This window comes from Maritalea sp. YIW29 (assembly GCF_057219265.1).
Genome location: NZ_JBXVVF010000001.1, coordinates 1,284,489 through 1,297,187 on the forward strand (window position 1 = coordinate 1,284,489; position 12,699 = coordinate 1,297,187).

The following is a 12,699-nucleotide window of genomic DNA, read 5'->3' on the forward strand; positions in this document are numbered from 1 at the left end:
ATGACGAACGATGAAAAAAATCTAGTTGAATTCATGACCCAGTTGCGTCGTGACCTTCACAGCTACCCAGAGCTTGGGTTCAAAGAAAAATGGACCAAGGCCAAAGTTGTTGAGCAACTTAAGTTGCTGGAAATTGAAGTCCATGAAGGTGTCGGCGTTGTCGGCGTTTTGCGCAAAGGCGCGTCAAAAACAGCCATTGGACTGCGTGCAGATATGGACGCCCTGCCCATATCCGAAGAGACCAACCTGCCCTATGCATCCAAGAACGCTGGTGTGATGCACGCCTGTGGGCATGATGGACATATGGCGATGTTGCTGGGCGCGGCCAAACAGCTTTCACAAAACGAGCAATTTGACGGCACGGTCGTCTTTGTTTTTCAACCAAACGAAGAAAATGGCTTGGGCGCAAAAGCGATGCTCAATGAGGGCACTCTGGACCCGTATGGCATTACAGAAATTTATGCGCTGCACAATTTACCGGGCGCGCCCTTGGGCGAAATCTCAACGCGAACGGGTGAGATTTGTGCAAGCGAGAGCATTTTTACAATCGATATTGTTGGGCAAGGCGGACATTCTGCAATGCCGCACAAAGGTACGGATACGATTGTTGTTGGCGCGCATGTGGTTGATGCGTTGCAAACGATCGTGGCGCGCAAATTGGCCCCGGATGCTGGCGTGGTCTTGTCCGTGACCGAGTTTTTGACAGATGGCGCAAGAAACGTCCTGCCCGGCCGCACACAACTCAAGGGCGATGTGCGAACGCGCAACAGCGCCCAACGCGATCAGGTAAAACTGCTAATGCACCAAATCTGTGAAGGTGTCGCCGTGGCGCACAATGTCAAAGCCAATTTGTCCTTTGAAACTGAATTCGTTGAAACAATAAATGCGATCACGCCAACAGATCATGCTGTTCGTGTCGCCAAGCGAGTTTCAGATCAAGTGAACGCGGACCGTTCACCCATGAGTTTTTCAGAGGACTTTGCTCAATTTGGGCAGAAAATTCCAAGCTGCTTTTTGCTTCTTGGCAATGGTGAAGAAGGGGCATCAGCGATGCCGCTGCACTCCGCTAAATACGATTTCAATGATGACGCGTTGCTAACAGGTGCCAATTTTTGGATTGGCTTGGTAATGGACCGTCTTGCTCAGGAAAATACGACGCAATGCTAAATCAATTTGCCCCAAAAGAAATTTCCCACGTGTCATTTCAGCCCCAATTGGGCACAGCGACGCAGGATGTTTTGACTTCCAAAGCGTTCCAAACCGCAATTAACGAAATTACGGCATGGTCGGGTTATGCGCCGACACCGATGCACGCCCTAAATGGCTTAGCAAAGTCATGTGATGTGGCGCAGATCTATTACAAAGACGAAGCCGAGCGTTTCGGACTGGATAGTTTCAAGGCGTTGGGTGGTGCGTACGCAGCGCTGCAAGTGCTCAAAAGAGAACTTACAACGAAACTCGGCCGTGAGGTTAGCGCTGCTGAAATCCGGCAAGGCAAGTTAGTTCAGGAAGTGAGCGCGATAACGATTGTCAGTGCAACAGACGGCAATCACGGTCGATCGCTAGCCTGGGGCTGCCAACAGTTTGGCGCCAAATGCAAGATTTACATTCATGCAGAAGTGAGCAAAAGCCGCGAGGATGCCATCGCAGAATTTGGCGCCCAAATCATCCGGATTACTGGCGACTATGACGATTCTGTGTGCTTGGCGCGTGCAGAAGCAGAAGAGAACGGCTGGTTTATTGTGTCAGACACGTCTTGGGATGGTTACACCCAAGCGCCCAAGGACGTCATGGCAGGATACGGTGTTATGACCAGCGAGATTTGCGCCCGGTTGGACGCAGCGCCCACGCATGTATTTCTGCAAGGCGGCGTCGGTGGACTGGCTGCATCCGTAATTGCATATCTTGATCAATATTGGGGACAAAACTGCCCGCGCGCCGTCATCGTAGAACCAAATTTGGCTGCCTGTTTGTTTGCCAGCGCAAAGAACGGTAAGCGCACCAAGTTCAAAATCGAAGATGAAACAGTGATGGCGGGATTGTCCTGCGGTGAACCTTCACCCCTTGCCTGGCAAATTCTTGAACAGACCGCGCGAGACTTTGTCACCATTCCCGAAGCCCTCGTTGCGCCTACTTTGGAACTGCTCAAGTCCCCGCAAAAGGGAGATCCAAAAATCCTAGCTGGCGAGAGCGCCGTTGCCGGGGTCAGTGCCTTTATTGCAATCAGCCAAGATGCCGAATTGCGCGCAAAACTGGGCATCGATACCAACTCACGCATTCTGTTTATTGGCTCAGAGGGCATTACAGACCCTGTCTCTTACAATCGACTGATTGGAGAACTTGAGCATGCCTAATCTCGGCCCAAAACGCGGATTTGACCAGCGCGAATACGCTTCTCGCCTTGAGCGCGCGCAGCGGTTTATGGCGAGCGATGGGCTCGACGGCTTGCTGGTGATGAGCGAACCAGAGGTGCGCTATTTTTCAGGCTTTAGGACCTTGTTTTGGCAAAGCCCAACAAGGCCGTGGTTTGTCTTTGTGCCTGCGACGGGCAAACCCATTGCGATCATACCAGAAATTGGTGCGGCGTTGATGGGTGAAACATGGCTTGACGATATTCGAACGTGGGACGCGCCAAACCCTGATGATGACGGTGTCAGCTTGCTGCAATCTTTGCTCGCACCATTGGCCACGGCGGGAAAAACAATTGGCATTTTGAAAGGCCATGAAACACGGCTCTTCATGCCGCTAGCGGATTATGAGCGTCTGGTAGATGAACTGCCAGGACTGAACTTTGTTGATGCGACACCGATGGTCCGAGAGCTGCGGATGATCAAAAGCGAAGCTGAGATTGAAAAGATTGCCCATATTGGCCAAATCGCTTCTCGCAGTTTTGCAAATGCGCCCACACTCTTTTCCGTTGGTCAGCCCGTGATTGAGGCTTTCCGGGCCTTCAAAATGGAACTTTTGCGACAGGGTGCTGACGACGTGCCCTATCTGGTGGGCGGCGCAGATGAAGATGGTTATGCGGACGTCATTTCGCCCCCTTCCAATCGCGCCTTGCAAGACAAAGATATCTTCATGCTCGATACAGGTGCTGTTTTTGACGGGTATTTTTGTGACTTTGACCGCAATTTCGCCGTTGGCGCTCCGTCTGAAAACGCCAAGAATGTCTACCAAACTTTGTTGGCCGCAACGAAGGCTGGACTTGAAGCCGCGCGGCCGGGCGTTGCCTGTAGTGCAGTATTTGCGGCAATGCAAAATGTCATTGAAGATGCAGGATTTGGCGGCGGCAGTGTTGGTCGCTTTGGCCACGGGTTGGGTAGTCAACTCACCGAGTGGCCATCACTCGCGCCATTTGATCACACCGTTTTACAAGAAAATATGGTGATTACGCTTGAGCCTTCAATTGGGTATGGCGCGGGCAAAGTGATGGTTCACGAAGAGAATATTGTGATCCGCGACGGTGAGCCCCAGTTTTTGAATATTCCGGCACCCGACGAGCTGGTTGTGATTGGGGGGCAATATGTCAATTGATTACACAATAGATGAGGGTATCGGCACCAAAGCGAATTTTGGTCTGGTTGTGCTGCAATCAGATGAGACGGTTGAATATGAAATCAATCGATATTTAAGCGGCGACCAGATCGGCCTCTATCATACCAGAATACCGATGGTGCCGCATATCAATACACAGTCATTGCTTGGCATGATTAGTGAATTACCTGATGTCGTTTCACTACTGCCCTCAGCGGTTTCATTTGATGTTGTTGGATATGCCTGCACCTCTGCATCGACCGTTTTAGGCTCTGATTTAGTGGCGAGCACAATTGAAAACGTCGTACCAGGCACCAAAGTCACCGACCCGATTGACAGCTTGCTGGCCGCATGTGCCGCTCTGGGGGCGAAGAAGATTTGCTTTTTGAGCCCCTATATTGATCAGGTGTCACTACGGATGCGCCAAGCGTTCGAAAAGTCCAAAATTGAAATCGCAAATTACGGATCATTTGAACAATCAAACGATCAAATTGTTTCGCGCATATCACCAAATTCAATTGTGCAGGCTGTTGAGAAGATAGCAGCAGGCGTTGAGTGCGACTTAGTTGTCGTCTCATGCACAGCATTGCGCAGCGCAGACATATTGAGTGAAGCCGCAACCCTTGTCGGCAAACCTGTTTTGTCCAGCAATGCTGCACTGGCGTGGAACATGGCGCGGTTGGCCGGCCTGGATCAAATGGCGAACCACATTCTGCAAAAATCAATGCCGCAGATTAATGCGACTGAGGGCGAAAGCCGCACGCAAACATAATAACAAGCCCTGCAATTGCAGGACTGGGAGGAGTATCGTGAGCCAAGTAACTGAGCAAAATATTGAGAAATGCTTCGTTCGATTTGAAGGCGTCCAAAAGAGCTATGACGGTGAGAACCTTGTCGTCAAAGACCTGAATTTGGATGTGCCCAAGGGCGAATTCTTAACGATGCTTGGCCCTTCAGGGTCCGGAAAAACAACATGTTTGATGATGTTGGCCGGATTTGAAACGGCTACGCATGGGTCGATTATGCTGGATGGCAAACCGATCAATAACATCCCCCCGCATAAGCGTGGCATTGGCATGGTTTTCCAAAATTATGCGCTGTTTCCACATATGACGGTGGCTGAAAATCTGGCATTTCCTTTGGAAGTGCGAAAACTGGTCCCCGCCGAGCGCGAGGCGAAAGTGAAACGCGCACTGGATATGGTGCAAATGGGCGCTTTTGGCTCGCGCCGGCCGGCACAACTTTCCGGTGGCCAGCAACAGCGTATCGCTTTGGCGCGTGCCTTAGTGTTTGAGCCAGAGTTGGTGTTGATGGATGAGCCCCTTGGCGCATTGGACAAACAACTGCGCGAGCAAATGCAATTTGAAATTACGCGGTTGGCGCATGAGCTCGGAATTACGACCGTTTACGTGACTCACGATCAAACCGAGGCGCTAACGATGTCAGATCGTGTCGCGGTTTTCCAAGATGGTCGTATCCAGCAACTTGCGCCACCAGACCAACTATATGAGTCACCTCAAAACAGCTTTGTCGCGCAATTCATCGGCGAAAATAACACGCTGGATGGAGTGGTTGAAGAGATAGACGCCAAGTGCGCAACTGTTCGATTGGGCAATGGCGAAGTGATTGATACAAAGCCCGTCGCGGATCTTTCGAAGGGCGACAAAGCCAAGGTTTCAATCCGGCCTGAGCGAGTGGAATTCAACCGCGCTCGTTTGCCCGAAGACGCCCACACGATCAAGGCTGAAGTCCTAGAATTTATTTATATGGGCGACGTTTTCCGCACCCGACTGAAGGTCGCTGACAACGAGCAGTTCATCGTCAAGACGAGAAATGCGCCGGATCAAGTGCGCCTGAACCCTGGACAGCAAATTGAAATTGGTTGGTTGGCGCAAGATTGCCACGCCTTGGACGCGCCAGCCTAACCAACAAAAAACTATCCTACTCGTGGCCCGACACGAGGCAGGAATTTGATTATCGGGAAAACGGAGGAGAATATGAAAAATAAAATTCTTGCAACTTTTGTTGCTTCAATGGCAGCACTTAGCGGCAGTGCGCTGGCCCAAGATTTGACCGTTGTGTCGTGGGGCGGTGCATACGCAAAGTCGCAGGCAAATGCCTATCACATGCCATATATGGAAGCTAACCCTGGCACGAACATTATCTATAGTGATAGTGCAGCGGAATCTGTTGCCAAATTGCGGGCCATGAAGGAAGCTGGTCATACATCATGGGACCTGGTTGACGTAACAGCTTCAGATGCCATTCGTTTGTGTGATGAAGGGTTGGCGATGGAAATCGACCATGATGCTCTTCTGCCAGCAGCACCTGACGGCACGCCAGCAAGTGAAGATTTCGGTGACTTTATCGTTTCCGATTGCTTCATTCCGCTTATTGTTTACTCAACTACAGTTGGCTATCGCAATGACCTTGTCGGTGACACACCGCCCACGGATATCTGTGCGTTGTTTGACCTTGCGGCCTATCCAGGACGTCGTTCGCTTGAAAAACGCCCGATCAACAACCTTGAATGGGCTCTTTTGTGCGACGGTGTAGACAAAGCAGACGTTTATGATGTTTTGGAAACAGATGAAGGCCAAGCGCGTGCGTTTGCCAAACTCGACACCATCAAAGACCAAGTTATTTGGTACACATCGTTTGGAGATACCCCGCAATTGCTTGCCGATGGTGAAGTGATCATGGGCTCAACTTTCAACGGTCGTTTGTTCTCAGCAATCGTAGAGCAAGAACAGCCGATTTCAATGCTTTGGGACGCTCAGGTGTTCGATCTGGATGGATGGATTATCCCTCAATTCCTTTCAGATTCTCAAAAAGAGCAAGCCTTGAAATTGGCGGCTTATTCATCTGACACGCAACGTTTAGCGGACCAAGCGGCCTATATTTCTTACGGCCCCACCCGCGCGTCGTCAGCAAGCAAAGTCGGCAAGCACGCAACATTGGGCATCGATATGGCACCTCATATGCCAACGAACCCCGAAAATGCGAAAAACACCTTCGTTTACAACTATGTTTGGTGGGCTGATTACCGCGATGATTTGGACAAGAAATTCCAAACTTGGCTATCTCAATAAAACCTTGTGGAGGGTGCCACTGTGTACCCTCCATTTCTAATGTATAAACCCGCGAGGCATCATGGCTAACATCGCTCAAACAGACATAGATTACATCGCTAGTAAGGAGCATGAAGACCGCCTGCAGTTAAAGCAGCGTCTTTCGAAGGCTCTTCGGCGGCAAAAATTTAGAGCATTTGGCTTGGTTTTACCGTTGTTGATTTTCGTGCTGATGTCATTTGCGCTGCCAATTGGCGACATGCTATTTCGCTCGGTAGAAAATGATATTGTTGCCGAAACACTCCCAAGGACTGTGCAGGCACTCGGGAAGTGGGATCCCAAATCAAACGAGATTCCCAGACCCGAAGTATTTGATGCATTGGCTGCAGATCTAAAAATCGCTGTTACGAGCAAAACACACACACAACTTGGTTCTCGGCTGAACTACGAGCGTACTGGCATGTCTTCGCTTTTCCGCAAAACTGGAAGGCAAGTCAAGAAATGGGATATCGAGACTGATGGGCCGTTCAAGGCCAAGCTGATTGATGCCGACAAAAAATGGGGCCAGTTCGAAACTTGGCAGACAATTGCTGCATTCTCATCTCGATTTACCGACGGCTATTTTCTCAACGCGGTTGACCTAAAACGCGGTGCAGAAGGCATCCAGCAACTTGATGAAGATGAGCGCATTTACGGCATACTATTTACACGTACATTTGTAATGAGTGGCGCGATCATGCTGATGTGCCTTTTGCTGGGCTATCCCGTGGCTTTCTTGCTGGCCAACTTGGCCCCAAAACATGCCAATATATTGATGATTTTTGTGCTTCTTCCGTTTTGGACGTCTTTGTTGGTGCGCACGTCGGCGTGGAAGATTTTGCTACAACAACAAGGTGTCATCAACGACATTTTGGTTTGGGTAGGCCTGATAGGTGACGGCGAACGATTGATCTTGATGAACAATCAGACCGGCACAATCATCGCTATGACCCACATATTGTTGCCCTTTATGATTTTGCCGCTCTATTCCGTGATGAAAACCATTTCACCTACATATGTGCGTGCAGCAAAGTCGCTTGGCGCAAATGATTGGACTGCTTTTTGGCGGGTCTATTTCCCGCAGTCTGCGCCTGGAATTGGCGCTGGCGGAATTTTGGTATTCATTATGTCAATCGGCTATTACATCACCCCAGAACTGGTCGGCGGCACAACCGGAACGTTCATTTCTAACCGGATTGCGTTCCACATCTCTAGTTCTTTGAACTGGGGCTTGGCGGCCGCACTTGGTGCCATTCTGCTGCTTGCCGTGCTCATCCTCTATGCTGCCTATGACAAATTGGTTGGCATTCGAAATGTAAGTTTAGGATAGGAGAATTTCTATGCAACTCCCCATTTATGCTTCTCCCATTCAACGGTTATGGTTCTATTCGTTTCGCGTGATTTGCGGTTTGGTCTTCTTCTTTTTGATCGCACCGATCCTGGTGGTCATTCCACTCAGCTTTAATGCGCAAGACTTTTTTACGTTCACCCCAGAAATGCTGGCGCTAGATCCCAAGGGATATTCGCTAAAGCATTATATGGATTTCTTCACTAACCCTGACTGGCAACATGCTTTAAGCAATTCGATAAAGATTGCCCCCGCAGCCACGTTGGTTTCTGTCGTTCTTGGCACGCTAGCGGCCATCGGGCTTAGTCAAAGCCACATGCCATTCAGGGGCACAATCACGGCGATTTTGATTTCCCCGATGATCGTGCCGCTTATTATCTCTTCGGCAGGTATGTACTTCTTTTACTCCCGTTTGGGGTTGCAAGGTACGTATCTTGGTGTGGTGCTGGCCCACGCAACCTTGGGGGTTCCGTTTGTCATCATCACGGTGACGGCGACATTGGTTGGATTTGATCAGTCCCTGACCCGTGCATCAGCAAGCTTGGGCGCGGGCCCAATCCGCACATTCTTTAAGGTGCAAATGCCCCTTATTTTGCCCGGCGTAATTTCGGGTGCATTGTTTGCGTTTGTGACATCGTTTGATGAAGTGGTTGTGGTCTTGTTTGTCGGTTCAGCGGCTCAAAAAACGCTACCATGGCAAATGTTTGTTGGTTTACGTGAGCAAATAAGCCCCACCATTCTGGCTGTTGCGACAATTCTGGTCATTCTGTCGATTGGACTGCTGACAGCTGTTGAGCTTTTACGTCGACGCTCAGAACGCCTTAGGGGAATTTCGACATAGGACTGCGAACGCATTCCTAGTCGTGCCAACGCTGATGCTTAGTTGGGAGAACTCATCATCGTTTGGACATTTAGTCGCCAACAGGTTTTGGGCTCGTATCCTTATACAATGGAGTAAGTGAGGTCCGAATGCGTCGCAAGTTCTCTTTGACCAACTCGGGCCGCTTGCGCGCAGCGCCGGCGGCCAACACGTCAACGATAGCGATATAAACAAGTCGTGATGCGGTTGGCGTGTAAATATCTTGGTCTTCGGGGATGTCGATTTGCACTGAAATGTCGGTAATCGCCGCGAGATCTGACCCGCTTTTGGTTAGGCTAATGGTTCGCGCGCCATATTGACGTGCAATCGCGACACTATCTAACAATTCTGCTGGTTGTCCGCTCGACGAGATGGCAACCAGCACGTCGCCCTCGCTAAAAGTCGACGACACCATGCGTTGAAGGTATCCATCTGAATGTGCTTCGGCTGGGATGCCAAGCCTGAAAAAACGGTTGGCCCCTTCCCGCGCGACATTAGCAGAGCCACCACCAACGCCCAAAAAAGCAATACGCCGGGCCGCTGCCAGTTCATCGGTTGCCTGTTCGACAATTTGACCGTCGAGTTGGCTGCTGGCCAGCGTGAGCGTATCAACCAAAGTGCTGAAAACCTGCGTGATCAATTGGCCTGACTTTGACTGGTCGCCGTTTGGCGCGCCTAGATATTGCAGGCCAACTGCTACGCTTTGCGCCAACCGAATTTTAAAGTCACGGAAACCATCGCAGCCCGTTGAGGTACAAAGCCTGTTGACTGTTGCCACTGAGACCCCGGTCGCTTCGGCAATTTCATGTTGCGATAGAAATGAAATCTGCTCGAGATTGGCAAGAACGAAGTCGGCAACCAACTGTTCGCGTTTTGGAAGCGTCCCCTGCAATTCGCGCATTCTTGAAATGATGTCGATAATCTTGGTCATCGTGAACCTATTTTTGCTGCCGGCAATTTGGCGACTATTTCCATTTGATGTTGGTGTCAATCGTTAGTGCGCTCTGACAAAACCAATAATCGTTCGTGCTTAGATTGCGAAAATGTTCTGCATGACAACCTCCGACTACGCAAGAAGTAATTGATGCTGCGATATACGCAGCCAGATGCCCAGTTTTCGGTGTCTGCACGCCATTATGCCGTTGTTCTTGTTGACTTGGATTTGTAAGTAACTTACATTATTTAGCGGGAGTATGGGGCAAATGCGAATATTTGTCCAATTTTTGTAAGTTACTTACAATGCCTAAATATGTTGGCAACAACAAAATAATACCGGAGGAGAAAAAATGACCTTGAAGAAATGGATGAAATCGGCGCTTGCCGTAGGGGCATTATTTGCCCTGACAAACAGCGCAAATGCCGACGGCATGTTGCGGTACGCCACTGTGGGTGAGCCACCCAGCTTAGATCAACAAGTGATCACATCGGACTTGGCAACCACAATCGCACACCACATTTTCGAAGGTCTTTATACCTTTGATGGATCAAATTCTCCGGTACCTTTGTTGGCGTCCGGCGAAACCGTATCTGCTGATGGCAAAACCATCGTCATTTCATTGCGCGAAGGCGTGAAGTTCCACAATGGCCAAGACATGACCTCAGCTGATGTTCTTGCATCATTGCAGCGTTGGGGCGAGTACGGTTCTCGCGGTTCGTTGATTTTTGATCACGTGGACAGTGTTGCGGCAACTGGCGATTTTGAAATTACGCTGAAGCTAAAGGAGCCGTTTGGCCCTTGGAAAAATCTAATGGCCTTCATCAATGGTGGTCCGGCGATTTACCCGGCTAGCGTTGTGAGTGGTGCTACAAAAGAGCCAATCTCATCTGAAAACTATATTGGCACTGGCCCTTATGCTTTCAACGCATGGGAAGCAAACCGGTATATCGAACTTACGCGCTTTGACGACTATGCGTCGCCCGCCGGCGAAGCTGACGGCTATGGCGGTGCTCGTGTTGCTGATTTCGACACATTGCGCTTCATTCCTGTACCAGACGTAGGTACACGCGTTGCTGGCGTTCGTGCTGGTGACTATGATTATGCAGAAAGCATCCCAGGCGATCTCTTTGCCGATCTTGATGCAGATGCTGGCGTAAAGACTATGCTGAATGGTGGACCGATCTTTGGTCTGGTTTTCATGAACTCTAGCGATGGTCCATTGAAAGAAAACTTTGCGCTGCGTCGTGCAATTCAAACTGCCATCAACAAAACACCAGCACTGCAAGTCGCAATTGGTCCTGAAGGTCTTTGGCGCGCAAACGGATCATTCGCCCCTGAAGGCAATGTATGGTTCTCAGATTCTGGTGCGGAGAATTTCTCTAAAGGCGACGCTGAAGCTGCCCGTTCAATGGCTGCAGAAGCTGGATATGATGGCGAGCCCATCAAGTTCATGGTCTCTACGAACTATGCTTTCCACTATGACAGTGCGATCATCTACACCAAGCAGTTGGCGCAAGCTGGCTTCAATGTAGACTTGCAAGTCTATGACTGGGCGACATTGATTGAAAAACGTGCGCAGCCTGATCAGTGGGACCTTTTCTTCACGCACCACGGTTTTGTTCCCGATCCAATTTTGATCTCGGTAATGAACGACAACTATCCTGGTTGGTGGGCAACTCCTGAAAAGCAAGCGCTTAAAGATCGCTTCACAGCATCTTCAGACCCTGCTGAACGTCAGGCTATCTGGGCTGAAATCCAAGCTCTAATTTACGAGCAAGTTCCAACCATGAAGACGGGTGATGTGTACACATACAACATCGCCTCGCCAAAACTTGAAGGTCTTGGCGAACAGACTTTGATCTGGCCAAGCTTCTGGAACGTTTCAAAATAACGTTTCCTCTCCCCCGCTGCTTTCACGCAGCGGGGGTTACTTCGCAGTTTCTCAATATCGAGGGCAATATGCTTGCTTATACCGCTAAGCGCCTCTTGGCGCTTATCCCGACGCTTCTGGCGGCCTCAGTACTGGTGTTCCTTTTTGTTCACTTGATCCCCGGCGATCCCGCAGCGATCTTGCTTGGTGATACTGCGACGCCTCAAGAAGTGGCACAGCTTTCAGCCGAAATGGGCTTTGATCAGCCATTGTGGGTTCAATATTTTTATTGGCTTGGCAACGTCCTGCAAGGCGATTTAGGCACTTCAATTTTCTTTGGCGAACCTGTTTTGTCGGTTATCGCCAGTGGCGCTGAAACGTCGATCTTGCTTGCATCGATGACAATGGTTTGGATCATCTTGATCGGCATACCGATCGGCGTACTGTCGGCCACGAAACACGGCACATGGATTGACCAAATCGCATCCAGCGGCGCCATGTTGGCCGCATCCATGCCAACGTTTTGGCTTGGCCTATATCTGATTATGATTTTCTCGGTCACGCTCGGTTGGTTTCCAAGTTCTGGATTTCCGTCCCTTAGCGACCATGGTGGCATTACGAATCTACGCTATTTGCTCCTCCCCAGCCTGACGCTTGCTGCGCCAAATGCTGCTCTTATTGTACGCCTTGTGCGCGCGTCGATGCTTGATGTTTCTCGCGAGGACCATGTTCGCACTGCTCGAGCCAAGGGACTTCACCCCACAAAGGTTGCGATCAAACATGTGTTCCGCAATGCATTAATTGCTGTGGCCGCGGCCTTCGGCTTTACGTTCGCCGCATTAATTTCAGAAGCGGTTGTCACCGAAACGGTTTTCTCGCTTCCGGGTATTGGACGCCTAGTTGTGCAATCGATTTTGCGTCGTGACTATCCGGTCATCCAAGGTGTTATTCTTGTGATTGTCGTCCTTTACATGGTCATCAACTTGTTGGTTGACCTCGCCTATGCGCGCTTAGACCCAAGGGTTTCTTTAAAATGAACGC

Annotated in this window: 11 protein-coding genes; 10 read left to right on the plus strand and 1 reads right to left on the minus strand. The window is 50.1% G+C overall.

The window, feature by feature from the left end:
* From AC2D8L_RS06230 to AC2D8L_RS06265, 8 genes are all read left to right on the plus strand, one after another.
* A complete protein-coding gene (locus AC2D8L_RS06230; protein ID WP_484684572.1) occupies positions 1-1,167 on the plus strand; it encodes an amidohydrolase in 1,167 nt (388 codons plus the stop codon).
* Entirely contained in the window at positions 1,161-2,354 is a 1,194-nt protein-coding gene (locus AC2D8L_RS06235) for a diaminopropionate ammonia-lyase (protein WP_484684573.1), read from the plus strand. The genes AC2D8L_RS06230 and AC2D8L_RS06235 overlap by 7 nt, the downstream gene beginning before the upstream one ends.
* Positions 2,347-3,534 (plus strand): M24 family metallopeptidase, encoded by a 1,188-nt coding sequence (locus AC2D8L_RS06240; RefSeq protein ID WP_484684574.1) that lies wholly within the window; start codon positions 2,347-2,349, stop codon positions 3,532-3,534. Before AC2D8L_RS06235 ends, AC2D8L_RS06240 begins: the two co-directional genes overlap by 8 nt.
* The gene (locus AC2D8L_RS06245) at positions 3,524-4,306 is read left to right on the plus strand and encodes a maleate cis-trans isomerase family protein (protein WP_484684575.1); all 783 of its coding nucleotides are present in this window, start codon (positions 3,524-3,526) and stop codon (positions 4,304-4,306) included. Before AC2D8L_RS06240 ends, AC2D8L_RS06245 begins: the two co-directional genes overlap by 11 nt.
* Positions 4,307-4,343: 37 nt before the next feature.
* A complete protein-coding gene (locus AC2D8L_RS06250; protein WP_484684576.1) occupies positions 4,344-5,459 on the plus strand; it encodes an ABC transporter ATP-binding protein in 1,116 nt (371 codons plus the stop codon).
* 72 nt (positions 5,460-5,531) lie between these two features.
* On the plus strand, positions 5,532-6,626 hold the full coding sequence (locus AC2D8L_RS06255) for an extracellular solute-binding protein (RefSeq protein WP_484684577.1): 1,095 nt from the start codon (positions 5,532-5,534) through the stop codon (positions 6,624-6,626).
* A 61-nt stretch (positions 6,627-6,687) separates the two neighbouring features.
* Complete coding sequence (locus AC2D8L_RS06260) at positions 6,688-7,974, plus strand: ABC transporter permease (protein ID WP_484684578.1); 1,287 nt, start codon at positions 6,688-6,690, stop codon at positions 7,972-7,974.
* Positions 7,975-7,984: 10 nt separating this feature from the next.
* Complete coding sequence (locus AC2D8L_RS06265; protein WP_484684579.1) at positions 7,985-8,833, plus strand: ABC transporter permease; 849 nt, start codon at positions 7,985-7,987, stop codon at positions 8,831-8,833.
* Positions 8,834-8,903: 70 nt separating this feature from the next.
* Here the strand turns inward: AC2D8L_RS06265 and AC2D8L_RS06270 are convergent, their stop codons facing one another.
* Positions 8,904-9,782, minus strand: a complete 879-nt coding sequence (locus tag AC2D8L_RS06270) for a MurR/RpiR family transcriptional regulator (protein WP_484684580.1) — start codon at positions 9,780-9,782, stop codon at positions 8,904-8,906.
* Between the two features lie 355 nt (positions 9,783-10,137).
* Between AC2D8L_RS06270 and AC2D8L_RS06275 the strand changes: the two genes are divergently transcribed.
* The gene (locus tag AC2D8L_RS06275) at positions 10,138-11,679 is read left to right on the plus strand and encodes an ABC transporter substrate-binding protein (protein ID WP_484684581.1); all 1,542 of its coding nucleotides are present in this window, start codon (positions 10,138-10,140) and stop codon (positions 11,677-11,679) included.
* A 68-nt stretch (positions 11,680-11,747) separates the two neighbouring features.
* The gene (locus tag AC2D8L_RS06280; RefSeq protein WP_484684582.1) at positions 11,748-12,695 is read left to right on the plus strand and encodes an ABC transporter permease; all 948 of its coding nucleotides are present in this window, start codon (positions 11,748-11,750) and stop codon (positions 12,693-12,695) included.
* Positions 12,696-12,699: the final 4 nt, after the last annotated feature.

What these genes read in the sequence shown, in the direction of transcription:
- AC2D8L_RS06230 (WP_484684572.1), top strand. Translation starts at nt 1, where the DNA reads ATGACGAACGATGAAAAAAATCTAGTTGAATTCATGACCCAGTTGCGT.
- AC2D8L_RS06235 (WP_484684573.1), top strand. Translation starts at nt 1,161, where the DNA reads ATGCTAAATCAATTTGCCCCAAAAGAAATTTCCCACGTGTCATTTCAG.
- AC2D8L_RS06240 (WP_484684574.1), top strand. Translation starts at nt 2,347, where the DNA reads ATGCCTAATCTCGGCCCAAAACGCGGATTTGACCAGCGCGAATACGCT.
- AC2D8L_RS06245 (WP_484684575.1), top strand. Translation starts at nt 3,524, where the DNA reads ATGTCAATTGATTACACAATAGATGAGGGTATCGGCACCAAAGCGAAT.
- AC2D8L_RS06255 (WP_484684577.1), top strand. Translation starts at nt 5,532, where the DNA reads ATGAAAAATAAAATTCTTGCAACTTTTGTTGCTTCAATGGCAGCACTT.
- AC2D8L_RS06260 (WP_484684578.1), top strand. Translation starts at nt 6,688, where the DNA reads ATGGCTAACATCGCTCAAACAGACATAGATTACATCGCTAGTAAGGAG.
- AC2D8L_RS06265 (WP_484684579.1), top strand. Translation starts at nt 7,985, where the DNA reads ATGCAACTCCCCATTTATGCTTCTCCCATTCAACGGTTATGGTTCTAT.
- AC2D8L_RS06270 (WP_484684580.1), bottom strand. Translation starts at nt 9,782, where the DNA reads ATGACCAAGATTATCGACATCATTTCAAGAATGCGCGAATTGCAGGGG.
- AC2D8L_RS06275 (WP_484684581.1), top strand. Translation starts at nt 10,138, where the DNA reads ATGACCTTGAAGAAATGGATGAAATCGGCGCTTGCCGTAGGGGCATTA.
- AC2D8L_RS06280 (WP_484684582.1), top strand. Translation starts at nt 11,748, where the DNA reads ATGCTTGCTTATACCGCTAAGCGCCTCTTGGCGCTTATCCCGACGCTT.